Genomic DNA, 25,785 nt, shown 5'->3' with positions numbered 1-25,785 from the left:
ATACACTAATCGGAGAGTTTTTATGATACGTTTTATTTTAGTTCTGTTGTTTTTAATTATCTTTTTTCTCTGCAGCATTGTCATGCACCTGGTGCTGTGGATTGTCGGCAAATTCAATCTGAATGCCAAGAAGGTCGCATCCCTTCGCATAGTAAGCTGGGCATTTAGATGTGTCGCATTTCTTTCAGGCGCCAAGCTTACCGTGATAGGAGAAGAGAATGTCCCGAAGGATACAGCGGTTTTATATGTAGGCAACCACAGAAGCTATTACGATATAGTTCTAAGCTATTCCAGAGTTCCGCGAATTACAGGTTATATAGCCAAAAAAGAAATATTAAAAGTTCCGATTCTCTCGCAGTGGATGAGAAATATGGACTGTCTCTTCCTTGACAGAGACGACATAAGACAGGGCCTTCAGGTAATTCTTTCTGCAATTGATAAGGTGAAAAACGGCATATCAATAACGATTTATCCCGAAGGCACCAGAAACGGCACCGACGAGATGCTCCCCTTCCACAAGGGAAGCTTTAAGATCGCTCAGAAAACCGGATGCCCCATAGTTCCTATGACAATCAACAACTCAAATGCGATCTTTGAAGACCACATTCCTTTTTTAAGAAAGTCACATGTCGTTTTGGAATATGGCGAGCCCATCTATCTGGATAAGCTCGATCCCAATGATAAAAAGAACATTGAGACCTACTGCTACAACATAATTAAACAAACATATGAAAAAAATAAGGCGCTTGTATAAAGCGTCTTATCTTTTTTTATTCATTATGAGGTTTTGCTTCCCTTGGAACCGCCGCCAAGCTTAACACCCTCAAGAACATTCGTCTCAAAGGAGAATACAAGCTTGTGATTCTCTCTATCCTGTTTGATCGCTATGTCGATCATGTCGTCAAGAAGCTGGGAATACTTCTTGCCAAGAGGCTCCCAAAGATAAAATGATAATGATCCCGGGATAGTATTTATCTCATTGAGATAGATTTTTCCTGTCTCTTCGTCAAGCATAAAGTCTATTCTGGAAACTCCGCTACATCCAAGGCACTTAAATGCATCAACTGCCATCTTGCGAACTTCACTTCTCTGTTCATCGGTAATCTCAGCGGGGATCTTTCTCTTAAGGCTGGCCATTCCCTTGGAACCGCCACTCTTTGCTCCACCGTTCTTTGCGCCTTTTGCTCCTGAGCCGCCGATATATTTATCCTCAAATGAAAGAATCTCGTCTGAGTTTACAGGCTCCTCACACTCTGAAGCCTCTGCCTCCTCGTAGTCACCGAGAACTGAACAGTTTATCTCCTTAAGCTTCACTATTGCGGGCTCAACAAGAATCTTCTTTGAAAACTCAAAAGCCAGCTCCAGTGCTTCTGTAAGCTCTTCTCTGTTGCTCGCTTTGGAAATACCGATACTTGATCCAAGGTTAATGGGCTTTACAATAACGGGATACTTGAATACACCCTCAATCCTGTTCATAAGGGCATCGGGATCCTCATAGTCAGTCCATGTATAGCATTTACAATCAAGAACAGATATACCGTTGTCCTTAAGAACGGTTTTCATAACGTACTTATTCATGCCGACAGCGGATGAAAGAACATCACATCCTACAACCGGCAGACCAAGCGTCTGCAAAAATCCGGTAAGAACGCCATCCTCAACATTGGTTCCGTGCACAATGGGGAACGCGATATCAACACTTGTAATAACGTTGTTACCAAACTTCTTCATGGGGTAACGGACAAGATTGATCTTATTGCCATCCTTAATCCAAACTACCCTTGTGCTCTTCTTTAAAAGCTCCGGAATATGTGTGTATTCCTCGATCTTATCAATATCCTCACCAATATAAAAATCGTTCTCTTTTGTCATATAAACAGGCACAATATCATACTTATCTCTGTTCATATAGCCTATAGCCTGGATTGCAGAGATGATTGAAATCTCATGCTCCGTACTTTTTCCTCCAAAGAGAACTGCCAGCTTTAATTTCAAAATTAACACTTCCTTTCAAAAATCCAATTAACACTCTAAATCATTATATAGACTTGAGAAAATATTGCAAATCCGTCAGGTGTAATTATCCGGAAGGTCATTCTCAAGAAGGATTACCTTGGGTTTTCCGGCATCAATCTCATACATCAGATCAGTAGCCTCTTTTAAGGTAGTCTTCACAAAAAGTCTGTCCTCTGAAAAACCGGCTTCGAGCGCACCCTCTTTTATGGGTTTTACATGATCCGCTCCGACAAGAATAATATAGTCCGCTGCATCTGCTGCCTGTCTGCCGAATTCCTTGTTATACTCGGCTTCCTTCTCTCCAAGTTCAACCATACCCGGTGTCACAAGGATCCTAACACTTCCCTCAAATTTTGAAAGTGTATCAAGAGCCATTTTCGCTCCCATGGGATTTGAGTTATACGCATCATCAATAATCGATACGTTTCCATGCTTAAGTAGCTCCTGTCTGTGCGGAGCAGGAGTAATTCTTCTCACCGCCATCTTGAGCTTTGTCATCGGAATACCCATTGTATGAGCCATGGCTATCGCTCCGACAACATTGGTAACATTGTGCTCTCCTAGAAGCTTCATCGAAAATTCTGCTTCTTCTCCGTTAGGTGCAGTCACTTTAAACGATGCTCCGTCAGGTGAATATTTAACCTCTGTGGCTCTGTAATCACAGCCTTCACTCACGCCGTAAAGCACGACATTCTCATGACGCATATTATTTCTGATAAGCTCATTGTCGCCGTTTGCAAACTTAAGTCCCTGTCTGCTCTTTTCCTGAACAGCGTCAAACAGTTCATATTTTGTATCAATTATATTCTCAATTGAATGGAAGGTCTCAAGGTGCTGTGGCCCTATTGAAGTCAATATTCCGTCATCGGGATGTACAATATCGGTTATCTCCTTAATATCATGCACATGTCTTGCTCCCATCTCGCAAATGAAAATCTCGTGCATAGGTGTGAGTTGTTCTCTTATTGTACGAACGACTCCCATAGGCGTATTAAAGCTCTCCGGCGTCATTAAAACACGAAAGCCCTCTGAAAGAAGAGTCCAGAGATAGTATTTTACGCTGGTTTTTCCATAGCTTCCGGTAATTCCGATTATCCTTAATCCGGGATGCTCCTGAAGCATTCTCTGAGCATCATGAATAAACCAGTCATTAACTCTTTTCTCAATAGGCTTATTTATCAGATTACACAGGGCCGTAACGAGAGGAAGAAGTCCTACAAATGACGCAAAAATGATACCTGCAGCAATCCTCTTTTTACTGCCTTCAACAGTAAAATTGGATACACTTTTTGATGTTGCTATAAAAATAGAGGATATAGTCTGTACCCCGGTAAAATAAAGATATACCGCTATCACTCCCAAAATCAGGAAAAGCACCGCATAGGTCACAAAAAGTCTCTGTACCCTCTTTGTTACCACAAACTTCTTCTTTGCAGGCTTTGGAATATACTGAAAGATCAGGAAAATAAGAAATAGCAGGGAAAGAATTCTGAAAGCGCTTCCTGCCTTATTACTTCCAAGCATTCCGCCTATTATTGTCACACATAAAAAGCCCACATGAAGTCCGTATCTGTGGGGCTTTGATCTGAGGAACCTGAAATATCCCTGAAACTGATATGATGAAAGCTGTAACATGTGGGTATAATATCTAAGACCCAAAACCGTTACCGCAATATATGCTGCAAAATATAGAATAAGTAAAAATGTATTCATATAACCCCTCATCCGCCGGTTTTATCGGCAAGTGTTATTTACATCTCAATTTTCAAAAAACTTCCCAGAATCTTATTAAATAAATACTGGTTATCAAGGAAAGAATAATGTCCTGCTCCCTGAATAACTGCAAGTCCGGCCTCCGGCATAAGCTTCTCCATCTGTTGTCCGTCAGAAAGCGGGGTTGCCGTGTCCTGATCTCCCCATATAAGAAGTGCCGGCATAGTCACCTTGGGCATGTAGGGCGCAAGATCCTCGTTTACAACCTTTACCAGACTGTTCCTCATTACGGGCGATGCCGCAGCATAATCCGCCGAGCCGAATTTCTTCTTAAGGTTCTCAAGTGTACCAGGAGATATCTTTGCTATTCCTGTCTTTATAAGTAAGTTCTTGTAAAACTTGTATCTCCTTGTTTTTGCCGACTGTTTTCCTGACGGCACAGGCTTTATTCCCGCACTGTCCGTGAGAATAACCCTGGGAATCTTAAATCCAAGCTCCTCCTCACTCTTAGTGCCTATCATTTTTATGATAACTCTGCCACCCATTGAATGTCCGAGGAACATTATCTCCTTTTCATCGGGAAAAAGCTTCTTAACAAAATGTATAACAAAGGTGACAAAATCACTTACTTCCCAGGGCTCAGCAGGCTCATCGCTTTTTCCGAACCCCGGCATGTCCATGCCGACTACATGGTACTTCTTGGAAGCAAACTTGAAAATACCATCAAAAAGATCCACATTGGAGCCCCATCCGTGGAGAAGGATAAGAAGAGGACCCTCGCCCTCATCGCGGTAATTAATATTTAATCCATCAATTTCTGTATTCATAAAATCCTCATGCTTTTACTCTTTTATAACATTGAGCATAAATATAAACATCGCATTTAAAAGCGGCTGGTTCATGATTCCCATGCCCTCATCCGTGTTCAGATAAGTACGCTCCGTCGTGTCAGTAATATAATTCACCGCCTCGGGATTGCGTCCCATAAGGTAATGGGCGTGGTTCTCAATGATAGTAGTATACTCATAATTATATATTATATGGTCGGTAATTGTTATCGTTCTCATATCATCGAGAAGCTGTGCATGGTCCCTGCTTGTGACCATGAATCCGGAACTCCTTGCTGCATCAACTATACTTGTTGTCTTTTTCATAAGGAGCTTCATTATTTTTGAGCAAATATCCACATTTACTTTCTGATTGGTTGAAATATATGTGATACATCCAAGGAAAATATCCTCATTCTCCTCAAATAAAGATGAGTATTTCCCGCTTTCAAAATATGATGTCAAAACCTGCTCATAATCCGAACTTCCGGTAGCACGATACAACTGAGCCGCAGCATAGAAGCCTTCGGTTTTTTCCCTGACATTCTCTGTCCCTGCATACAGGCTGTAGGCTCTGTCGGCACACTTCAGACATTTGGTTGCAAAATCAGAATCATAGCTCTGATATAAAAAGCTGAATTCAGCAAGCAATGTAGCAAATCTGATAGTTGCATCCATGGTTACAGGGGTAACCTCAACCTGCGCCTGCATCAGATCTTCAGACTCATTTCTTACGGTAAGCGCGGCACCATAAACTCCTCCGGTGCGCTCATCCTGCATTTTCATGAGCCACTCGATTTCATACCTCACTTCATCAAGAATGTCGGGAATACCATTCCCGCTCTCCGGTATTCCGGTATCATCCGGAATGGATTCAGGCTTCATCTCGTAGGCAAGCAGAAGATTCTGAGCAATTTTACAGCCAAGTTCAACCTCTCTGTCTGCCTCGGCATTGAGGTGCCATCCCCCCGATACGTCCAGTGTTTTATCCGGATCCTCCTGAAGATGAGCCTCTTTGGTGTGACAGGCAGCATGTGCATCCTCTCCCGCAAGTTCCTCCGAAAGTGACATACCACATCTGTTGGTGTAGTACGTTCTTAAAGCCTGACGAAAAATGTCACCATATAGGTCATTCTTAATCCTGAAAGAGTAGGAACTTCCTATATTATCAGCATAAATATAGTATGTTCCGTCCTCAACCAGATCCGTAAAATAACCTTCTTTTATCTCCTCACCGTCTTCTTCATAGTTTGTGTCACGCATCTGCCCCGTATAGGCAAGTTCGTCGGTTTCAAGATTATATATATAGAACAATTCAGGCAAATCGCTGCCTTTAAAGGTCACGACTTTTTCAGCGCCGGTTCTGTACCCGTTCTGATCCACCAGGGCGCTTGGTACTATAGTGGGAACATCATATACGACATTTGGAGCAGGGTCGCTGCTTTGCGCCTCCTGCTCCGGTTTAACGTTATTTGTATTTTTAGTACTCCCGCATCCAACAGCCATGAACGCCAGTGAGACACTCATGACTATCGCGGTAAGTCTTCTAAAACAATTCATTATTTCTTTCCTGCACGGTTATAGTTTATAAGACATCCGTCTAAAATTATCTCTCTCTCATTGTCGGTGAGATCACCAAGTGTCATTGTAAACTCAGTAAGCTTTCCACCGGACACGGCAACAGCCTTGATTGTATCAGCCTTGTTCTCAACAGCGGTTCTGATACCGGGAAGGAAGATGTAATCCTTATTTTTAAACGGAAGCTCTCCCTTGTCAATAACAAGCGGAAGCATACCCCAGTTGATAAGGTTTGAGCGATAGCGTTTTGTCGCATACTCATTGGCAACGTTAGCCCAACCTCCGAGAACCTTCTGGCAGGAAGCTGCCTGTTCTCTTGCGGAACCATCGCCGGGTTTAACTGCAAAAATTGTTGAGCCAAAGCCGACGTTAGAGTTATTTACATCAGCATACTCTTTTACTATAGAAGCCATAACCTCCTTGAGCTCAGGCCATGCTGCCTCGGGATCACTGCCCTCCATAAGTGCGGTCTGAGCTTCTCTGATTTCCTTGGCAAGTCCTACGTATGCAGGATCCTTTCTTGAGAGTGTGAACTCAGCAAGTCCAAGAGGATTTGAACGGTAAGAACTTGTCTCACCTGAAGGGATGAGCTCGTCAGTTGTGGTAACCGGATCGTGGATCTCGGAAACAACTCGAAGAACAAGGTTCTCCGGAAGTGCTGTCATCTTCGGCCAGTCCTTGATATTGGGACCAAACTGAAGCTCTGCACTGGGATCAGCCTTACCCTTTGAATCAAATACACGGTTTGCATATATTTCCTTATCAAAGTGATATGTATATTTATTGAACTTACCGTCAAATGCTGTAGCAGGTGTAAGTACACCCTGGTTAGCAGCTGTTGCAGCAATTGATCTTGCATCCATAAGTGCAACCGAAGCAATCTGGCCGCTCTGAACCTTAGAGCCTTCTCTGTTGGGGAAGTTTCTGGTGGAGTGTCTGATACTGAACGCATTATTTGCGGGTGTATCTCCGGCACCAAAGCAAGGACCGCAGAACGCAGTCTTAAGTATTGCTCCTGTCTCAAGGATCTTAGCTGCTACTCCGTTCTTCACAATCTCCATGAAAATCGGGGTTGATGCAGGATATACGCTAAGTGTAAATCTGTCGTTACCTGTATATCTTCCCTCAAGAATATCAGCTGCAGCACAGATGTTTTCAAATCCGCCGCCGGCACAGCCTGCGATGACACCCTGGTCTACCATAAACTTACCATCTTTTATCTTTTCCTTAAGAGAATATTCTATCTTATCTCCAAAGCTTACCTTTGCGCGCTTCTCAACATCCGCAATAATGTCAGCCAGATTAGCATTTACTTCCTCAATCTCATAGGTGTTGCTGGGATGGAAAGGCATAGCGATCATGGGCTTTATAGTGCTGAGATCAACCTCTACCACGCCGTCATAATAAGCAACATCACCGGGCTTAAGCTCCTTGTAATCTCCGCTTCTGCCGTGAATATCATAGAAATTCTTTATCTCATCATCTGTCTGCCAGATTGAAGACAGGCATGTGGTCTCTGTGGTCATTACATCGATTCCAATACGGAAATCAGCTGAAAGAGATGCAACTCCGGGACCCACAAACTCCATTACCTTATTCTTTACATAGCCATCGCCGAATACCTTGCCGATAATTGCGAGTGCCACATCCTGAGGTCCCACGCCATGCATGGGCTCGCCCTTAAGGTAAATTGCCACTACTCCGGGCATATTTATATCATAGGTCTGATTAAGGAGCTGTTTTACGAGCTCAGGTCCGCCTTCACCCATAGCCATGGTTCCGAGAGCACCGTATCTTGTGTGCGAATCGGATCCAAGAATCATTCCGCCGCCTGTTGCAAGCATTTCTCTTGCGAACTGATGGATAACCGCCTGATGAGGAGGTACATATATTCCGCCGTATTTCTGAGCTGCGGTGAGACCGTACATGTGGTCATCTTCATTAATTGTACCGCCAACCGCACAAAGCGAATTGTGACAGTTTGTAAGTACATAGGGAATAGGAAACTTTTCAAGTCCCGATGCACGTGCTGTCTGGATAATACCTACATAAGTAATATCGTGGCTGGTAAGCTTATCAAACTTTATCTCAAGCTTATCCATATTGCCTGATGTATTATGATTACTTAAAATTCCGTAAGCAATTGTATTTTTTCTTGCTTCATTTTTGTCAGTTTCTTTTCCGGTCTTAGCTGCAACGCTTTTTAAAGCCTCGGCATCATCAGCAATAAGCTCTGTTCCGCCAACCAGATAAGCACCGCCATCGTACGTCTTGATCATTCCCGTTCCTGCCTTTCCTTTTAACATAGCCATTTATCTCTTAGATTTTGAACCATTGTACCACTAGAATGCACCTTTTGGGTATATTTAATTACATTAAAAACCGACTGGCCAAGATTTAGCCAGTCGGTGTGAATATTTATTCAGACTTTTGACATATCCAGTTTATCTATATGCCATATCTCATCAACATATTCCTGAATGGTTCTGTCTGATGAGAACTTACCGCAAGATGCAGTGTTCATAATTGCCATCTTAGCCCACTTCTTGGAATCTCTGTAGGCTTCCGATACAGCTCTCTGTGCTTCAATGTAGGGCTCAAAATCCTTCAAGATGAAGTACTGATCTGCCTTATTGGAATTGATGGTATTAAGAAGCATGTTGTAAAGCGGTCTGAAAAGTTCCCTATCCTTGGAATAGGTTCCGTCTACAAGGTGATCAAGCGTCTTTTTAACGTTTGGATCCCTGTCATAAATCTCTCCGGGATTATATCCGCCGTTCTTTTCATATGCTATTACTTCCTCAGAGGTCAGTCCGAAGATAAACATATTTTCCTCTCCAACCTCCTCAAGCATCTCCACATTTGCTCCGTCAAGGGTTCCGAGTGTGATTGCTCCGTTAAGCATCATCTTCATGTTACCCGTTCCGGAAGCCTCCTTACTAGCTGTGGAAATCTGCTCGGAAATGTCCGCTGCAGCAAAAATCAGCTCGGCGTTTGATACCTTGTAATCTTCTATAAATACAACCTTCAGCTTTCCATTAATGGAAGGATCATTATTGATCACATCGGCAACGGAATTTATAAGCTTGATTGTGAGCTTCGCTGTCTGATATCCTGCTGCCGCCTTTGCACCGAAAATATAAGTCTTGGGCGTATAATCCATCTCGGGATGAGCTTTAATCAGGTCATATATATACATTACATGAAGTATATTCAGGAACTGTCGCTTATACTCATGAAGTCTCTTAACCTGAACATCGAAAATTGACTTCGGATCTACATCAACACCATTATGTTCCTTGATATATGCTGCAAGACGCTTCTTGTTCTGGAACTTAATATCCATGAACTCCTTTTGAGCCTTCTTATCACCGGCGATACTCTTAAGTCCGCCGATAAGTGACAGATCGGTGATCCAGTCCTCACCCACATGCTCTGTAACCCAATCGGCAAGAAGAGGATTTGCATGCATAAGGAAACGTCTCTGGGTAATACCGTTGGTCTTGTTGTTGAACTTTTCAGGATACATCTCGTAGAAATCCTTAAGTTCTCTCTTCTTAAGAATCTCTGTGTGGAGCCTTGCAACGCCGTTAACTGAATGACCACCGACAATTGCAAGATGAGCCATTTTTACCTGGTTATCATAAAGGATAGCCATACTGCGGATCTTTCCCTGCACATCTATGCTGGGAAGATTTGAATACTGACGCATGATCTGGTCAACAAATCTTCTGTTGATCTCGTCAACAATCTGGTAAATTCTGGGAAGAAGTCTCTGGAAGAGATCTATCGGCCACTTTTCAAGAGCCTCTGCCATAATCGTATGATTGGTGTAGCAGCAGGTCTTCATGGTTACATCCCATGCCGTATCCCAGGGCAGATAATACTCATCCATAAGAAGTCTCATCAACTCTGCTACCGCAACCGTCGGGTGTGTATCATTAAGCTGGAAAACTGCTTTCTCATAGAACTTACTTATATCATCATGGTGTCTTAAATATCTCTTAAGGGCGGTCTGCACAGAAGCTGAAATGAAGAAATACTGCTGTTTAAGTCTGAGCTCTTTTCCCGCAATATGATTATCATTGGGGTAAAGAACCTCGCAAAGCTGGCTGGCAAGGTTTTCCTGCTCTACAGCCTTCTGATAATCACCTTTATCAAAGGAATCCAGCTCGAAGCAGTTGATTGGCTCCGCATCCCAGATTCTGAGAGTATCAACCACGCCGTTTCCATAGCCTACGATAGGAAGGTCATAGGGAATAGCCCTTACGGACTGATAGCCTTCCTGGCGGAAAACATTTCGTCCCCTGTCATCCACAAATACATTGACATAGCCGCCAAACTTAACTTCCTTAGCATACTCCGGACGGCGAAGTTCGAAGGGATTACCAAACTCAAGCCAGTTATCGGGCACCTCAACCTGGTAGCCGTCTCTTATCTTCTGCTTGAACATTCCATATTTGTATCTGATACCGCAGCCGTATGCCATGTATCCGAGAGAAGCCAGCGAATCAAGGAAACATGCGGCAAGTCTTCCGAGACCACCGTTTCCGAGCGCGGGATCCGGCTCCTGATCCTCTATCAAATTTATATCTACGCCAAGTTCATCGAGTGCTTCCTTTACGGGCTTATATGCCTGCAGGTTTATAAGATTGTTACCAAGCGCACGTCCCATCAGGAATTCCATGGACATGTAATATACAATCTTGGGATCCTGCTCATTGGCAGCCTTCTGTGTTGTCATCCAGTGATCAACAATCGCATCCTTTATTGCATAAGCCGAAGCCTGGAATATCTCCTGAGGTGAAGCCTCTTCGATAGTTTTACGATAAAGTGTTTTTACATTATATAAAACACTTCGTTTGAACAGTTCCTTGTCAAAAGATAATTGCTTTTTCTTCATAAAACACCCTCCTCTGATAGATGTCATTACCCACTTATTGTATCGCAAAATCATACATCTTACTAGTTAAGGAAAAATAAACATCATATAAACACTGTATTTATACAAAAATTATTATAACTTGAGAAAAATAAGATATTTGCTTATAATGAATTTAGCTGTGATTTTATTTCACAGTTACACGTTTATAATGTTTAATTATTTTAAAAAGAAAGGGAGAAAAACATTATGAAAAAGTTACTTGCTATGATGCTTACAGCATCACTCACGTTCAGCCTTGTTGCTTGTGGCGGCTCAACCGCAAATGACGCAGCAGACACAGCACAGTCAGCTGCTGAGGAAGTTGCTGATACTGCAGAAGAGGTAGTTGAAGAAGCTACTGACGCTGTTGAAGAGGCAGCTGAAGAGGGTACAGACGCTGTTGAAGAGGCAGCTGAAGAGGGTACAGACGCTGTTGAAGAGGCAGCTGATGCAGCTACAGAGGCTTCAGGAGACTATTCGATCGCTATGATCACAGACTCCGGTGACATCACAGATATGTCATTCAACCAGACAACATACGAGGCTTCAAAGGCATTCGCTGAGGCTCAGGGTGTTGATTATCAGTACTACAAACCCACAGAAGATTCAAACGAAGCACGTGTTGCTGCTTTTGACAACGCTGTAGCTGACGGTTACAACGTAATCATCGTTCCCGGCTATCTTTTCGCTGAGATGATCGCAACTGTTGCTGAAGAGAACCCCGATGTAACAATCATCGCTCTTGACTGCAGCGCAGGTGATTTCGAAGGCGCTGGCATGGACGAGCTTCCTTCAAACGTTTGCTCATTCACATACCAGGAAGAGCTTGCTGGTTACATGGCTGGCTACGCTGTAGTTAAGGAAGGCTACACAAAGCTTGGTTTCCTTGGCGGTATGGCAGTTCCTGCAGTTATCCGTTACGGTTACGGTTTCGTTCAGGGTGCTAACGATGCTGCAAAGGATCTTGGCAACACATCTGACGTAGAAGTTAACTATGTATACGGCGGACAGTTCTTCGGTGACGAGTCTGTAACAGCTGTTATGGATACATGGTATCAGGGCGGCACAGAGATCGTATTCGCATGCGGCGGCGGTATCTTCACATCTGCAGGCGAAGCTGCTAAGAAGACAGGCGGCAAGGTTGTTGGTGTTGACGTTGATCAGTCCGGCACAATCGATGGTCTCTATGGCGACGGTGTTTGTGTAACATCTGCTATGAAGGGTCTTGCTGCAACAGTTAACTCAACTCTTACAGACCTCTTTGCTGGTAAGTGGGATTCTTATGCCGGAAAGATTGAGAACCTTGGTCTTGTATCAGGTGATGATGCATCTCTCAACTATGTACAGCTTCCTACAGATACATGGTCAATGAAAAACTTCACAGTTGATGATTACAACACTCTTGTAGCTTCTATGTATGCTGGTGATATCACTGTTTCAAGCGATATCGATGCTATGCCCGCTACAGACATCACTGTAAACGAGTTTGATAACATTCACTAATTGAATAAGCACTAATTTAAGGCGTCTTTCCCATTTGGGGAAAGGCGCTTTTTTATTACCCAAAGGACGCCAAAACTCTTTTTTCGCACACTAAAAAATGATAAACTATATTTTAAGAACGGATTCCGGTCGGAATTCATGTTTTTCATGCAAAAAATACAGAAAGGTGTGCTACTTATGGAAGATTATGTAATTGAAATGTTGCATATCACGAAGGAATTTCCCGGCATAATAGCTAACGACGATATTACTCTGCAGCTAAAGCGCGGCGAAATCCATGCACTTTTGGGGGAAAACGGCGCCGGAAAGTCAACACTTATGAGTGTTCTTTTTGGTCTCTACACACCTGAAAAAGGTGTGATCAAAAAAGACGGCAAGGAAGTTAAAATTGCCAATCCCAACGATGCTACTGCTCTCGGCATCGGAATGGTTCATCAGCACTTCATGCTGGTTGAGATTTTCTCTGTTTTAGACAATATCATTCTTGGGTCCGAGCCAAGCAAATTTGGTTTTCTGACAAAAGCGGATGCCAGAAAAAAGGTTCTCGAACTCTCGAATAAATATAATCTTAAGGTTGATCCCGATGCCCTTATTGAGGATATTACCGTAGGAATGCAGCAAAGAGTTGAAATTCTGAAGATGCTCTACAGGGACAATGAGATTCTGATCTTCGATGAGCCCACTGCTGTTCTGACTCCTCAGGAGATCGACGAGCTGATGAAAATCATGAAGGAACTTGCCGCTGAAGGAAAGTCCATTCTTTTCATCACCCACAAGCTCAATGAGATCATGCAGGTAGCAGATCGCTGCTCGATTCTCAGAAAAGGTAAATATATCGGAACTGTAGACGTTAAGAGCACTACTAAGGAAGAACTCTCTTCCATGATGGTTGGCCGCGACGTCAAATTTGCTGTTGAAAAGAGCGAAGCAAAGCCTGCAGAAGAAGTACTTAAGGTTGAAAATGTTTGTGTAAAAAGTAAACTCCACTCCAACGACTCTGTGCACAATGTATCCTTCAACGTTCGCGCCGGTGAGATTGTTTGTATTGCCGGTATCGACGGTAACGGACAGACAGAATTTGTTGGTGCCCTCACGGGACTCGATAATATCTCCAGCGGTAAGATCACTCTTCTTGGCGAGGATATCACCGACAAGTCCATTCGTTACAAAAACACACATGGTATGAGCCATATTCCGGAGGACAGACATAAACACGGATTAGTCCTCGATTATACCCTTGAGGAGAACATGATCCTCCAGAGATACTTCGAGCCGAAGTTTTCTCAGAACGGTCTTTTAAAGAAGGCTGAGATGAGAAAATATTCGGATAAACTTTCCGAGGAATTTGATGTTCGCTCCGGACAGGGTTCTTCAACTATCGTAAGATCCATGTCAGGTGGTAACCAGCAGAAAGCCATCATAGCCCGTGAGATGGATAAAGACCACAAGCTTCTTATAGCGGTTCAGCCCACCAGAGGTCTTGACGTAGGTGCTATTGAGACAATACATGAAGAAATCGTAAAGGAACGCGATGCAGGAACTGCTATCCTTCTTGTTTCTTTGGAACTGGATGAAGTCATGAATCTCTCTGACAGAATCCTTGTTATGTACGAAGGTGAAATAGTCGGTGAAGTCGATCCCAAGACTACGACCCTTCAGGAACTCGGACTTTACATGTCCGGCGCTAAGCGTGACACAAGAAAGGAGGCATAATCGTGGACGAAAAGACAAGTATATTTAAAAAACCCGGATTTCAGACTCTGCTTGCATCCGTTCTATGTGCAATACTCGGTATTTTTCTCGGATATATAATTCTTCTTCTGATGAATCCCGAGCATGCGGCAGAAGGAATGTTTGCAATCCTTCGAAATTTCTTTAAATTTGCCGGTAACCAGAAGAAACTGATGAGTGCACTGGGATCGGTGCTGGTAAAATCCGTACCTGTAATCCTCTGTGCTGAAGCTATTCTGTTCGCATTCAAGACAGGTCTTTTCAATATAGGATGCGCCGGTCAGTATACAGTTGGCATAATTGCCTGCCTGTACACCGCACTTGCCCTTCATTGGAACTGGTTTTTATGCATACTCTGTTCAATTCTTGCAGGAGCTGTATGGGGTTGTATCTGCGGTTTCTTCAAAGCATATTGCAATGTCAACGAGGTTATCGCCGGTATCATGCTGAACTGGATTGCACTCTATATATGCAACATTATTCTCGGCAATAAGACCGTTATGGATACTACTAAATCAGAGACCCATAACGTTAAGGGGGCAAGTCTCCTGCCTGCCTTTATGAGCGGATTTTTCGGTAAAAACAAATATATGACAATTGCCGTTCCTCTCACAATTATCATAGCCATTCTGATTCTCTTTGTACTTAACAAGACCACCTTCGGCTATGAGCTCAAGGCAACAGGTCACAGCAAGGATGCTGCTAAATATGCCGGAATGAATGCTAAGAGAAATATCATCCTGAGCCTTATGATTTCAGGTGCCATCGCCGGACTTGCTGCAGGGCTTTACTATCTCACAGGAATTGAGCATTACAAGATCGCTTCCTCAGTTCCCGGAATGGGCTTTTCAGGAATAGCTGTTGCTTTCCTCGGCGGTCTTCATCCTATAGGAACAATATTTGCCGGTCTGTTCGTAACCTATATAACTCAGGGCGGACAGTATCTTAATACAAATTATTACAACCCTCAGGTTGCAGATCTGATGATAGCAATAATCATTTACCTGTGCGGCTTCGTACTGTTCTTCAAGACAATACTCAATAAGCCCGCAAAAAAGACTAGCAAGAAGGAGGTGTAAGGATATGGCATTACTTATTCAGTACACACTTATATTCTCCGCCGTTTTGATTCTTGTTGCTCTTGGCGGTATGTTCTCAGAACGAAGCGGTATAATCAACCTGGGTCTTGAGGGTATCATGGTATTCGGTGCCATGGCAGGTGCTATGGTAATGGTGCTTCTTCCTGAAGATGCATCAAAGTTCACTATAATATCACTTACTCTTATCGCAGCAGCATTGGCCGGCATGGTTTCATCACTGCTTATAGCTGTCGCTTGTATTAACTTTAATGCGGACCAGACTCTTATCGGTACAGCGCTTAACATGCTTGCTACAGCCGCTGCAACAGTTATTATCAAGGCATTTAATACTGCAAGATCAAACGGTTCTGATTTCTCAGCAAAACTTGACTATGTAAGAGGACATGATGCCTTCATGTTTAGCATTGGACCTTTGCAGCTATCATGGTTTGTTGTTGTAGCCGCATTACTTCTTGTAATTGCTATAGTTGTCTTTTACAAGACCAAGTTTGCGTTAAGACTTCGTGCCTGCGGTGAGCATCCTCATGCAGCAGATTCAGTTGGTATTAATGTATACAAAATGAGATATGCCGGTGTAATCATTTCCGGATTCCTTGCAGGAATCGGCGGTATCATCTACATCGCTGCCGCAAACTCAACCTGGCATTTTGATTACGGTGTTGCAGGTGCCGGCTTCCTTTCTCTTGCGGTTATGATCTTTGGTCAATGGAAGCCCGAGAGAATAGCATGGTCAGCAATTCTGTTTGCTGTTTTCAGATCCTTATCAAACGTATACATGGGTATCGGTTTCCTGCACGCACTTCCGATTTCAGGAACAGTTTATAACATTATGCCTTACGTGATTTCACTTCTCGTTCTTGCATTTACTTCCAAGAACTCCAGAGCTCCTAAGGCTGAAGGTATCCCTTACGATAAGGGACAGCGCTGATGCCCGCTGTTATGTCCCAATAATTTAGGGACATGACATTTAATAACATAATACAGAGGTACTGACATGACACATGAAGACCTTATCTCAAAGGCACTTGAGGCCAGAAAAATGGCCTATACACCCTATTCACACCACGCCGTAGGAGCCGCCCTCCTTACGAAGGACGGAAAGGTTTATCTTGGCTGCAACATTGAAAATGCTGCATACACACCAACAAATTGCGCAGAAAGAACAGCACTGTTCAAAGCAGTAAGTGAAGGAGAACGGGAATTTTCAGCAATAGCTATTGTAGGCGGTCCGGATAATCAGGAAGAACTTCCGATCTGCGCTCCCTGCGGAGTATGCAGACAGGCCCTCAACGAATTCGTTGATCCCGAGACCTTTGAGGTAATACTTGGTACAAACGATCCAAAAAACTACAAAATATTCAAGCTTGCTGAATTACTGCCCCTGGGCTTTGGTCCTAAAAATATGAGTTTTTTGAAGGATTATCAATAAAGAAAGAAGGATATGAAATGGATATCAAAACAATTTTAAATCACTGTGATCACACACTTTTAAAGCAGGAAGCAACCTGGGATCAGATAAAAGAGATTGCTGATGACGGCATGAAATACGAGACAGCTTCTATCTGCATTCCTCCCTGCTACATCAAGCGCGTTCATGACTACACAAACGGAAAGCTCAATATCTGCACAGTTATCGGTTTCCCCAACGGAAACATGACAACCGAGACAAAGGTATTCGAGACAAAGGATGCTATTGAAAAAGGCGCAAATGAAATCGATATGGTTATCAATATCGGTGAACTTAAAGCTAAGAATTATGACTATGTTCTGAATGAAATCAAGGCAATCAAGGCTGCCTGCGGTGACCACATCCTTAAAGTTATCATCGAGACCTGCCTCCTTACAGATGAGGAAAAGATCAAGATGTGCGAGCTTGTTACAGAGGCTAAGGCTGATTACATCAAGACTTCCACTGGCTTCTCTACTGCAGGTGCTACATTTGATGACATCGCACTCTTTGCCAAGCATGTTGGTCCTGACGTAAAAATGAAGGCTGCAGGCGGAATTGGAAGCATCGCTGATGCTGAAAAGTTCATGAAGCTTGGCGCTGACAGACTTGGAACCAGCAGAATCGTTAAGATAGTAAAGGACGAAAACCTGATATAATAACCCGACATAAAAAAGCCCCCCGACGGTGTAATTCCCACAAAAAGCTCGTTGCAAAATACGCATAATCGCTTTTTGTGGAAACCACACTGCCGGGGGCTTTTTTATTTACAGTTTCTCAACACCGATAGTTACTTTCTCGCCGTTGATATCCCATTCTTTAGCGTTTGCTACATCATTGTCATATACGATTTCAGTAGCAAGAACCTTGGTTGAAATAGAATCAGCATTATCCTTAACGATCTGAGCAATCTTGTCATTACCGTTTACAGACAGCTTGATGTGATCCATAACTTCAAAGCCTGAATCCTTACGCATTGTCTGAACCTTACTGATAACCTCATACATGAAGCCCTCGTTAAGAAGCTCCTCTGAAAGATTGGTATCAAGAACTACTGTGATGCCATGATCCTCTGTACTCTCGAAGCCTTCCTTCTGAGCCATATCGATGAGGAGATCTTCCTCAGTAAGCTCAACTGCTGTTCCGTTAACTTCAAATTTAAGAGCTCCGTTAGCCTTAAGCTCATCCATTGCATTATTTCCGTCGAGTGATCCCAAATACTCCTTAATTCCGCCGAGTACCTTACCGTATTTAGGTCCTACTGTCTTAAGCTGAGGCTTGAAGGTGTATGTTGTGAAATCTCTTACATCATCCGCAAAGACTACCTTCTTAACATTCAGCTCATCCTCGATGATCTCCTGATAGAACTCAGAAACTGTCTTCTCAGCCTTAACATACATCTGTCCGATAGGCTGACGGTTCTTGATTGCAGCTGCATTTCTGCAAGCACGGCCAAGAACTACGATCTGAAGTACTTCATCCATGTTCTCCTCGAGTTCCTTATCGATGAAGCTGCTGTCAACCTCAGGGAAATCGCAGAGATGGATTGACTCAGGAGCTGAAGCATCACTTGTTCTTACAAGGTTCTGGTAAATAGACTCTGTCATGAAAGGAACCATGGGAGCTGCTGCCTTAGATACGTTTACAAGTGCTGTGTAAAGAGTCATGTAAGCAGAGATCTTATCCTGCTCCATTCCCTTAGCCCAGAAACGCTCACGGCATCTTCTTACATACCAGTTGGAAAGATCATCAACAAATGCATCAAGTGCCTTTCCTGCTTCAGGAATTCTGTAATTCTCAAGGTTCTTATCAACCTCACCGATCATGGTGTTCATCTTGGAAAGAATCCACTTATCCATTACAGTGAGCTTGTCCTTCTCAAGTGTGTACCTGGAAGCATCAAATCCGTCGATATTTGCATAAAGCACGAAGAATGCATAGGTATTCCAAAGTGTTCCGAGGAACTTTCTCTGTCCTTCCTGAACTGTCTTACCTGCGAATCTTGAAGGAAGCCAGGGAGCAGAGTTTGTATAGAAGTACCATCTGATTGCATCTGCGCCGTATTTCTCAAGAGCCTCAAACGGATCAACCGCATTGCCCTTTGACTTACTCATCTTCTGTCCGTTCTCATCCTGCACAAGGCCGAGTACTATAACATTTTTAAATGCAGGCTTATTGAAAAGAAGTGTTGCCTCTGCGTGGAGTGAGTAGAACCAACCTCTTGTCTGGTCTACAGCCTCTGAAATGAACTGAGCAGGGAACTGCTTCTCGAAGAGCTCCTTATTTTCAAAAGGATAGTGGAGCTGAGCGAAGGGCATTGCACCTGAATCGAACCAGCAGTCGATAACTTCCTTAACTCTGTGCATCTTCTTGCCACACTTAGGGCAGGTGATTTCAAACTTATCGATATAAGGCCTGTGAAGCTCTGTAGTCTCAGCAGAAGGATCTCCTGAAAGCTCAGCAAGCTCTTTTCTTGATCCTACTGAAAGCTGGTGGCCACAGTCATCGCACTCCCAGATATTGAGAGGTGTTCCCCAGTATCTGTCACGGGAGATACCCCAGTCCTGAATATTCTCAAGCCAGTCACCGAAACGTCCCTTACCGATTGATTCGGGAACCCAGTTGATCTCCTGGTTGTTTCTGATGAGATCATCCTTAACCTCTGTTACCTTGATAAACCATGAGGAACGTGCAAAGTAAAGAAGGGGTGTATTACATCTCCAGCAGTGAGGATAATCATGCTCCATCTTAGGTGCTGAGAAGAGAAGACTTCTCTTATCGAGATCCTTAAGTACTTCAGGATCCGCACTGATAGCACCCTCATCCATTTCCTTCTGTGTGGGTTTGCAGCGCATTCCGGCAAAAGGTGTCTCAGGTTTAAGCTTACCTTCGCCGTCAACCATCTGTACAAGAGGAGCATCGTATTTTCTTCCGACACGAGCATCATCTTCACCGAATGCAGGAGCGATATGTACGATACCTGTACCATCTGACATCGTTACATAGTTATCGCAGTAGATGAAGAACGCCTTCTTGTGCTGTTTGTCTGCTTCATCCTTTGCACACTGGTAAAGAGGCTCGTATTCCTTATACTCGAGGTCAGTACCTACATAAGTCTCAAGAACTTCGTAAGCCTTCTCACCCTCTTCCTTGGCAAGTGATCCAAGTACTGTATCAGCAAGTGCCTCAGCGAGGTAATATGTATAGCCATCTGCTGCCTTAACCTTGATATACTTCTCATCAGGGTTTACGCAAAGACCGATGTTTGAAGGAAGTGTCCAGGGTGTGGTTGTCCATGCAAGGAAATATGCATCCTCATCCTTAACCTTGAAGCGAACAACAGCTGTGCGCTCTTTGAGCACTTTATAGCCCTGTGCAACCTCGTGTGATGAAAGAGGTGTACCACAGCGAGGGCAGTAAGGAACTACCTTGAAGCCCTTGTAAAGAAGACCCTTCTTCCAGATCTCATTAAGAGCCCACCACTCGGACTCGATGAAGTTATCATCATAGGTGATGTAGGGATGATCCATGTCTGCCCAGAAACCAACTGTTCCAGAGAAATCTTCCCACATTCCCTTATATTTCCATACGGATTCCTTACACTTCTTGATGAAGGGCTCCATACCGTATTCTTCAATCTGCTCTTTTCCGTCAAGACCGAGGAGCTTCTCTACCTCAAGCTCAACCGGAAGACCGTGAGTATCCCAGCCTGCCTTACGGGGAACAGTGTAACCCTTCATTGTGCGGTATCTCGGGATCATGTCCTTGATAGCACGTGTGAGCACGTGTCCGATATGCGGCTTACCGTTTGCAGTCGGCGGTCCGTCATAGAACATATACATCTCACCCTTGCTGCGAGTATCTACGCTCTTCTGGAAAATATCCTGATCTTTCCAGAATTTCTCGATCTCTTTTTCACGGGCGACAAAATTCATATCAGTGTCAACCTTCTTATACATTTGAGACTCCTTTCGATTAAAAAAGACCCGTCCTGTAAAAAGGACGAGTCTGAACTCGCTGTACCACCTGTTTACGCATACTCCCCGAATTTACGGTTTTATATGATTCTCCGTAACGGGGAGACTCCGTCATGACTTACTGTAGTTCAGTCATGCAGCTCAGAAGTGATTTTCTATATTCTGTACTTGCACCTGCTCGCACCATCCGCAGGCTCTCTGAAGCTTTCCATAAATATATACTGTCTTCGTCACAGCTTTTTCTATACAATTAAAAATTATTTTATTCATAGTATTAAAAAAAGTCAATAGGATGTATCGATTTTATTCATTATAATAAACGCTTTCCTTTTCATAGAATAAAACTGCCCCGTCTTTATAAGGTGAGCCGTCATGGGGATAAAGAATATCAGGATCGACTGTTATAGGCAAAATCTCGACATTCTGCTCATCACCCGTAAGTCTTCTCATATTTTCCTGCATAATCTCCCCGTACTGCTGCGCTGTATTATCCTTCAAACTCGTAATCGCCGCGGATGTAAGATACCTTCCGGGAAACAGAATTATCACTCGGATACACGCTGCAACTATCACGAAAACTGTTGCCGCACTTAACGCTCTTACCAGAGTTCTATTATATCCCTGCTCTTTTCTTGCAAAAATCCATCCAGTGAAATAAAACACATTCAGAACTATAAGCAATATGAAAACATAGAAGACCGAATTCGATACCCTGTTAACAGAGAGTTGCTCCTCTATGTACACTTTTGAAATCTCTGAGTTTCCAATATATGCAAAAGGCGAATACAGAGCTGAAATCAGGCAATAACTAAGTACTGTAATCACACCGGGCAAAGGAAACTTAAACTTTACCGCATCCTTTTTCTGCAGCTCCAGAAAAGTTCTCCATATAAGGATTCCTGCGAGAATCGCAAATCCCAGAACTTCAATACTTATATGACGAAGAACAAAATGAAATCCCAGTACAAAAGAATTCCTTACTGTGACAAATACGCTGTTTTTTACGGAGTTTGCCATTGCCATGCGGTTTTTATTACCCGGCGAAAGAAGATTCAGGGCTGTCCCCACAAAATAAATCAGTGAAGGAATAATCGCTCTTTTAATATGTGAGCAGTCCTTGTCACCAGACAGGAGCTGGCTTAACAGCGCAAACAAAACTGCCATGATGATAAAAAGAAGTCCGCCAAAAACAGTTATATTATTAACTCCTGCAGCCAGAAATCCCGCAAGAGATGAAAGCACTGTTAATGGCACGGATTTATCACAAACAAAGGAATTCTTCAGAAGAAGTGCCAGAAAAAGCACAAATAAAGCATGTCCAAAGGTATAATGAACGGCGCTGTTATACCAGGTAAAACCCTCTGCCTTTCCATCCACAAGTTCAACAGTGATAAGAAATGTCAATAAAAATAACGGATAATTCATCCTGTCTGTTTTTAAGACATCTTTCCCTATCACCTTAAAAAGCGCAAAGTACGATAAAAACATCGCTCCAAGCATAATAAATGCAGTCAGGTGATAAAACTCAGTCTTGAAAACCGCAGGCTGAAGCTCCATCAGAAAGCAGGAGATATAAGTCCCCTGCCATCCAAAATATGTATCAAATGTATCTTCAAAAGCTGCCCCTATAGCCTTAAGCACAGAACCTGTATGAACAAATGCCCTATGAGGCAGCGCACCGTAAGTAAAATCATCCGCCCAGGGAAAGGCATACCTTGCGATATAGATAACGGGAACAATAAGTGCCAACGTGATTACGGTCAATAAGCAGCATTTAAATTTATATTTTGATTCCGATTCAATAGTATAATCAGACTCTCTCATTTATATCTCCGGCTTCAGTTTTCTTTTTTCTTAAAGAACTTGAAAAGCATTGGATAAACACCAAGCATCACAAACACAACTATCGTGTACCTGATAAATCTCACCATAAAAGCACCCGTGGTGTTGGATGCAAGAAATTCCTTTGAAAAAGGAAGCTTAAGAGCAGTATTTAGTACCAGATAAACAGCCGCTCCTCCCACAAGCCTTATAATTATTTCAAGCGGTTTTCTTGTCTCTTCAAAATTAACAAATCTTTTCTCAAATTCTATAGCCAGATAAAAGCCGGCCATAACTCCCATAGCTGTATAGTAATCCGATGTTTTGCAATAGAAAAATCCAATTGAAGATACCGCAAAGAATATAAGATTTAACAGTGAGCGTCTCTCTTCCCCGACCTTTTCGTAGATAAGAGGAACGATGAATACAATTGCAATACCGGTGGCCCATCCCGTCAAAACATCCGTAGGATAATGAACTCCGACAACTACTCTAGATATTCCTACAAGAAAAGGAATTATAATAGCAATTATTAGAACAAATCGGTTTTTCAGATACCCTGCAAGTGATCCGTACACTGTTGCCGAATTCATTGAATGAGCACTCGGAAAAGAGTAACCCTGCGCAGAAATATCATCCAGAGCTCCCGATTTTTCCACAGGCCTGAAGCACTTAATATTTTCATGAACCATATAGGGCCTTAGCCTTAGTGCAATATTTTTTATCAGAGGATTGAGCACCCCTCCTAATACCGCATTTGTCCCGATATAGATTCCAAACTGCTTGTCATAGCACCAGTAAAGAAATCCCAATATAAAAAGAAGGACCGTCTCTTCTCCAAGTGCTGAAAAGTGCGAAATAAAACCGGCTCCGGCCTCTCCTAATAAATTTTGAAGCCATTCCATCAGCTGTGGCTCAAAACCAAAATAAAAAGTATTCCCCATAAGAAAAAGTCTCCTCAAATTACTTATTAACTTCTTTATTTTATCAGATGAATTCCGCCATTTCCAATTTGTGCTATACTTTTTTATTATTGGTCAGGGAGAAAAAGATGATCCAAATAATTGAAACAACCAATCTTGAATCAGCCGGGCTTTCAGTTTACAGCGAGCAGTCCGAAGTACAGCTATACCGCATAAATGAACCTGCTCCGGGCATTTTTATTGCTGAGAGTCCGAAGGTAATAGAGCGCGCATTGATCGCCGGCTATGAGCCGGTTTCTGTGCTGATCGAAAATAATCAGATCAGAGGTGAAGCCTCTTTGGTCTTAGAAAAACTTGCGTCTCTTCCCTTTAAAGTTCCTGTATTTTCTGCAAGTGACAGTATTCTCACATCCATTACCGGTTTCCACCTCACACGCGGTGTGCTTTGTGCTATGAAAAGAAGGCCTCTTCCGTCTGTAGACGATGTTTGCAAAAATGCGCGAAGAGTAGCCGTTCTTGAAAATGTGACAAATCCCACCAACGCAGGTGCAATTGTTAGAAGCGCCGCTGCACTTTCCATGGATGCTGTTCTCTTTTCTCATGGCTGTACGGATCCCTTATATCGCCGCGCAATACGCGTAAGCATGGGCACGATATTCCAGATTCCCTGGACGTTTCTTCCGGAAACAGGAAGCATGGAGGTCTTGAAAGCTCTTGGCTATTCAACCGTGGCCATGGCTATTCGTGATAATTCCAGATCCATAGACGATCCGGAGATAACCGCTTCCGAAAAACTTGCTGTATTCCTCGGTGCTGAGGGAGACGGACTCTTACCTGAGACCATAGATGCCTGCGATTATTGTGTGAAAATTCCTATGTCACATGACGTTGATTCCCTCAATGTGGCTGCTGCCAGTGCTGTAGCATTCTGGGCTCTGTCTCGTTAAAGCAGCCCCTTTGTCCTTCTGTTTAAGGTATTTAGCACATTCTTTTTATCAAGACTCCAAAGCGGCTCTACAAGTAGTCGCCTTGGACCATCTCCGGTCATTCTGTGGATTACCGTATCTCCGGGAAGCATTTTCAGACTTTCCGAGATTAATTCCGCATGTTCATCCAGTGTCAAAATATGAAAATGATTCTCTTTGTACTCCTCATACATCTGAGTTCCTTTCAGTATCTGAAGATTCTGCAGCTTTATTCCGTCAAGAGGAGGCTCTAAATCCGACAGATAGCGTACAGTTTCGAGCATATCTTCCTTAGTTTCACCCGGCAATCCGAAAATCACATGAACAATTACCTCTATACCTGCTTCTTTAAGATTTTTATATGCTTCCTCAAATACCTCTAGCGTATATCCCCTGTGAAAATGCTCAGCAGTTTCCTCATGAATCGTCTGTAGCCCCAGCTCAATCCACACAGGTTTTATCTCCTTTAGCTCCCTCAGCATTTGAAGCACTTCTCTTCCAAGGCAATCAGGCCTTGTCCCTATAGAGAGAATCTCAATGTCTTCTCTTTGGATTGTCTCAAGATACAGCTTTTTTAGTCTGTCTACATCTCCATAGGTATTGGTATATGACTGAAAATATGCTATGAACTTCCTCGCATCAGTTTTATTTTGTATTCGTCTTTTAGCATCTTCTATCTGTTCATCCACAGAAGCAATGTCAGCTGCAAACTCTCCGGAGCCGCCCTCCGAGCAAAAGGTGCATCCACCTGTGAGATGCGTTCCATCAGGCAAAACAATGCTTCCGTCTCTATTGGGGCATGTACAGCCTGAAGTAAGAGATAATCTGTAAACTTTCTCTCCGTATTTATTTTTTAAATAATCGGATAACCTGATAGCCATTATCAATACTCTTCTTTTAATCTATTTATTTATTATGCATATAATATCAAGCTAGCGTAAAGTTTTTGTAGGATTAATTGAAAAAGGGGATTTCCTTCGTGATATAGTTATTTACGGTGTCCAAGCCAAAATAACCAAACGGAGGAGTCCCCTTGTGTTAAATAGTATACAGCATTTTATTGAGAATGGAGTACCAAATCTTCAGAAGGCATCAAAAGATTTCTCGGAGGATCCAAGAGACTTTGCAGGTTTTGTTTACAGAGTTAGGAATGAAGCACTACAGATGGCATTGGACTACATCTCAGAAACGCTTACGACTTGTAACCAGATATTAAAAGACAGTCCTGTAAGAAAGGAAAGATGGGAAGTGGTAAGGACT

The 25,785-nt window shown here is 43.0% G+C and carries 19 protein-coding genes and 1 other annotated feature; of the genes, 9 read left to right on the top strand and 10 right to left on the bottom strand.

Annotated features, from left to right (window positions below; genetic code table 11):
* Positions 1–22 precede the first annotated feature (22 nt).
* Positions 23–754 carry a lysophospholipid acyltransferase family protein gene (locus tag BMW61_RS05105; RefSeq protein ID WP_022761059.1) on the top strand — a complete coding sequence of 244 codons (732 nt, stop codon included), beginning with the start codon at positions 23–25 and terminating at the stop codon, positions 752–754.
* A 23-nt stretch (positions 755–777) separates the two neighbouring features.
* Here BMW61_RS05105 and BMW61_RS05100 read toward each other — a convergent pair whose 3' ends face one another.
* The 6 genes from BMW61_RS05100 to BMW61_RS05075 all read right to left on the bottom strand — a co-directional run bounded on the left by BMW61_RS05100 (position 778) and on the right by BMW61_RS05075 (position 11,037).
* Entirely contained in the window at positions 778–1,995 is a 1,218-nt protein-coding gene (locus BMW61_RS05100; protein WP_091820162.1) for a D-alanine--D-alanine ligase family protein, read from the bottom strand.
* Positions 1,996–2,070: 75 nt separating this feature from the next.
* Positions 2,071–3,729, bottom strand: coding sequence for a Mur ligase family protein (locus BMW61_RS05095; protein WP_091820160.1), 1,659 nt, complete (start codon positions 3,727–3,729; stop codon positions 2,071–2,073).
* Between the two features lie 38 nt (positions 3,730–3,767).
* Positions 3,768–4,556: an alpha/beta fold hydrolase gene (locus tag BMW61_RS05090; RefSeq protein WP_022761056.1), complete on the bottom strand. Its 789-nt coding sequence runs from the start codon at positions 4,554–4,556 to the stop codon at positions 3,768–3,770.
* Between the two features lie 15 nt (positions 4,557–4,571).
* Positions 4,572–6,116, bottom strand: a complete 1,545-nt coding sequence (locus tag BMW61_RS05085; RefSeq protein ID WP_091820158.1) for a glycoside hydrolase family 9 protein — start codon at positions 6,114–6,116, stop codon at positions 4,572–4,574.
* Positions 6,116–8,413, bottom strand: coding sequence for a hydratase (locus tag BMW61_RS05080; RefSeq protein ID WP_026498448.1), 2,298 nt, complete (start codon positions 8,411–8,413; stop codon positions 6,116–6,118). The genes BMW61_RS05085 and BMW61_RS05080 overlap by 1 nt, the downstream gene beginning before the upstream one ends.
* A gap of 143 nt (positions 8,414–8,556) precedes the next feature.
* Positions 8,557–11,037, bottom strand: coding sequence for a glycogen/starch/alpha-glucan phosphorylase (locus tag BMW61_RS05075; RefSeq protein ID WP_091820156.1), 2,481 nt, complete (start codon positions 11,035–11,037; stop codon positions 8,557–8,559).
* A gap of 228 nt (positions 11,038–11,265) precedes the next feature.
* On the opposite strand from BMW61_RS05075, the gene BMW61_RS05070 reads away from it, so the two are divergent.
* The 6 genes from BMW61_RS05070 to deoC all read left to right on the top strand — a co-directional run bounded on the left by BMW61_RS05070 (position 11,266) and on the right by deoC (position 17,498).
* Positions 11,266–12,561, top strand: a complete 1,296-nt coding sequence (locus tag BMW61_RS05070; protein ID WP_330388407.1) for a BMP family ABC transporter substrate-binding protein — start codon at positions 11,266–11,268, stop codon at positions 12,559–12,561.
* A gap of 177 nt (positions 12,562–12,738) precedes the next feature.
* Positions 12,739–14,274, top strand: coding sequence for an ABC transporter ATP-binding protein (locus BMW61_RS05065; RefSeq protein ID WP_091820154.1), 1,536 nt, complete (start codon positions 12,739–12,741; stop codon positions 14,272–14,274).
* A gap of 2 nt (positions 14,275–14,276) precedes the next feature.
* Positions 14,277–15,371, top strand: a complete 1,095-nt coding sequence (locus tag BMW61_RS05060) for an ABC transporter permease (protein ID WP_022761050.1) — start codon at positions 14,277–14,279, stop codon at positions 15,369–15,371.
* A 4-nt stretch (positions 15,372–15,375) separates the two neighbouring features.
* Positions 15,376–16,320: an ABC transporter permease gene (locus BMW61_RS05055; RefSeq protein WP_091820152.1), complete on the top strand. Its 945-nt coding sequence runs from the start codon at positions 15,376–15,378 to the stop codon at positions 16,318–16,320.
* 66 nt (positions 16,321–16,386) lie between these two features.
* Positions 16,387–16,821, top strand: coding sequence for a cytidine deaminase (locus BMW61_RS05050; protein ID WP_091820150.1), 435 nt, complete (start codon positions 16,387–16,389; stop codon positions 16,819–16,821).
* Positions 16,822–16,838: 17 nt separating this feature from the next.
* A complete protein-coding gene (deoC, locus tag BMW61_RS05045) occupies positions 16,839–17,498 on the top strand; it encodes a deoxyribose-phosphate aldolase (RefSeq protein ID WP_091820148.1) in 660 nt (219 codons plus the stop codon).
* A gap of 108 nt (positions 17,499–17,606) precedes the next feature.
* On the opposite strand, the gene ileS is transcribed toward deoC, so the two are convergent.
* The 3 genes from ileS to BMW61_RS05030 all read right to left on the bottom strand — a co-directional run bounded on the left by ileS (position 17,607) and on the right by BMW61_RS05030 (position 23,581).
* Complete coding sequence (gene ileS, locus BMW61_RS05040; protein WP_091820147.1) at positions 17,607–20,798, bottom strand: isoleucine--tRNA ligase; 3,192 nt, start codon at positions 20,796–20,798, stop codon at positions 17,607–17,609.
* A gap of 36 nt (positions 20,799–20,834) precedes the next feature.
* Positions 20,835–21,059, bottom strand: a binding site (T-box leader).
* A gap of 60 nt (positions 21,060–21,119) precedes the next feature.
* On the bottom strand, positions 21,120–22,640 hold the full coding sequence (locus BMW61_RS05035; protein WP_091820145.1) for a hypothetical protein: 1,521 nt from the start codon (positions 22,638–22,640) through the stop codon (positions 21,120–21,122).
* A gap of 14 nt (positions 22,641–22,654) precedes the next feature.
* Positions 22,655–23,581, bottom strand: coding sequence for a phosphatase PAP2 family protein (locus BMW61_RS05030; RefSeq protein WP_091820143.1), 927 nt, complete (start codon positions 23,579–23,581; stop codon positions 22,655–22,657).
* 107 nt (positions 23,582–23,688) lie between these two features.
* On the opposite strand from BMW61_RS05030, the gene BMW61_RS05025 reads away from it, so the two are divergent.
* The gene (locus tag BMW61_RS05025) at positions 23,689–24,507 is read left to right on the top strand and encodes a TrmH family RNA methyltransferase (protein WP_175475102.1); all 819 of its coding nucleotides are present in this window, start codon (positions 23,689–23,691) and stop codon (positions 24,505–24,507) included.
* Here the strand turns inward: BMW61_RS05025 and BMW61_RS05020 are convergent.
* A complete protein-coding gene (locus BMW61_RS05020) occupies positions 24,504–25,406 on the bottom strand; it encodes a tRNA modification radical SAM protein MnmL/YtqA (protein ID WP_091820142.1) in 903 nt (300 codons plus the stop codon). The genes BMW61_RS05025 and BMW61_RS05020 overlap by 4 nt on opposite strands.
* Positions 25,407–25,560: 154 nt before the next feature.
* Here BMW61_RS05020 and BMW61_RS05015 point away from each other — a divergent pair.
* Positions 25,561–25,785, top strand: a 225-nt coding sequence (locus tag BMW61_RS05015) for a hypothetical protein (RefSeq protein WP_139176214.1), incomplete at its 3' end; no start/stop codon positions are given.

Source organism: Butyrivibrio sp. ob235 (assembly GCF_900109475.1).
Lineage (GTDB): Bacteria > Bacillota > Clostridia > Lachnospirales > Lachnospiraceae > Butyrivibrio.
Note: the sequence above shows the minus strand (reverse complement) of the source record. Positions and strands in the feature narration are given on the sequence as shown.

What these genes read in the sequence shown, in the direction of transcription:
- BMW61_RS05035 (WP_091820145.1), bottom strand. Translation starts at nt 22,640, where the DNA reads ATGAGAGAGTCTGATTATACTATTGAATCGGAATCAAAATATAAATTT.
- BMW61_RS05050 (WP_091820150.1), top strand. Translation starts at nt 16,387, where the DNA reads ATGACACATGAAGACCTTATCTCAAAGGCACTTGAGGCCAGAAAAATG.
- BMW61_RS05085 (WP_091820158.1), bottom strand. Translation starts at nt 6,116, where the DNA reads ATGAATTGTTTTAGAAGACTTACCGCGATAGTCATGAGTGTCTCACTG.
- BMW61_RS05055 (WP_091820152.1), top strand. Translation starts at nt 15,376, where the DNA reads ATGGCATTACTTATTCAGTACACACTTATATTCTCCGCCGTTTTGATT.
- deoC (WP_091820148.1), top strand. Translation starts at nt 16,839, where the DNA reads ATGGATATCAAAACAATTTTAAATCACTGTGATCACACACTTTTAAAG.
- ileS (WP_091820147.1), bottom strand. Translation starts at nt 20,798, where the DNA reads ATGTATAAGAAGGTTGACACTGATATGAATTTTGTCGCCCGTGAAAAA.
- BMW61_RS05020 (WP_091820142.1), bottom strand. Translation starts at nt 25,406, where the DNA reads ATGGCTATCAGGTTATCCGATTATTTAAAAAATAAATACGGAGAGAAA.
- BMW61_RS05075 (WP_091820156.1), bottom strand. Translation starts at nt 11,037, where the DNA reads ATGAAGAAAAAGCAATTATCTTTTGACAAGGAACTGTTCAAACGAAGT.
- BMW61_RS05070 (WP_330388407.1), top strand. Translation starts at nt 11,266, where the DNA reads ATGAAAAAGTTACTTGCTATGATGCTTACAGCATCACTCACGTTCAGC.
- BMW61_RS05080 (WP_026498448.1), bottom strand. Translation starts at nt 8,413, where the DNA reads ATGATCAAGACGTACGATGGCGGTGCTTATCTGGTTGGCGGAACAGAG.
- BMW61_RS05025 (WP_175475102.1), top strand. Translation starts at nt 23,689, where the DNA reads ATGATCCAAATAATTGAAACAACCAATCTTGAATCAGCCGGGCTTTCA.
- BMW61_RS05095 (WP_091820160.1), bottom strand. Translation starts at nt 3,729, where the DNA reads ATGAATACATTTTTACTTATTCTATATTTTGCAGCATATATTGCGGTA.
- BMW61_RS05065 (WP_091820154.1), top strand. Translation starts at nt 12,739, where the DNA reads ATGGAAGATTATGTAATTGAAATGTTGCATATCACGAAGGAATTTCCC.
- BMW61_RS05090 (WP_022761056.1), bottom strand. Translation starts at nt 4,556, where the DNA reads ATGAATACAGAAATTGATGGATTAAATATTAATTACCGCGATGAGGGC.
- BMW61_RS05030 (WP_091820143.1), bottom strand. Translation starts at nt 23,581, where the DNA reads ATGGGGAATACTTTTTATTTTGGTTTTGAGCCACAGCTGATGGAATGG.
- BMW61_RS05105 (WP_022761059.1), top strand. Translation starts at nt 23, where the DNA reads ATGATACGTTTTATTTTAGTTCTGTTGTTTTTAATTATCTTTTTTCTC.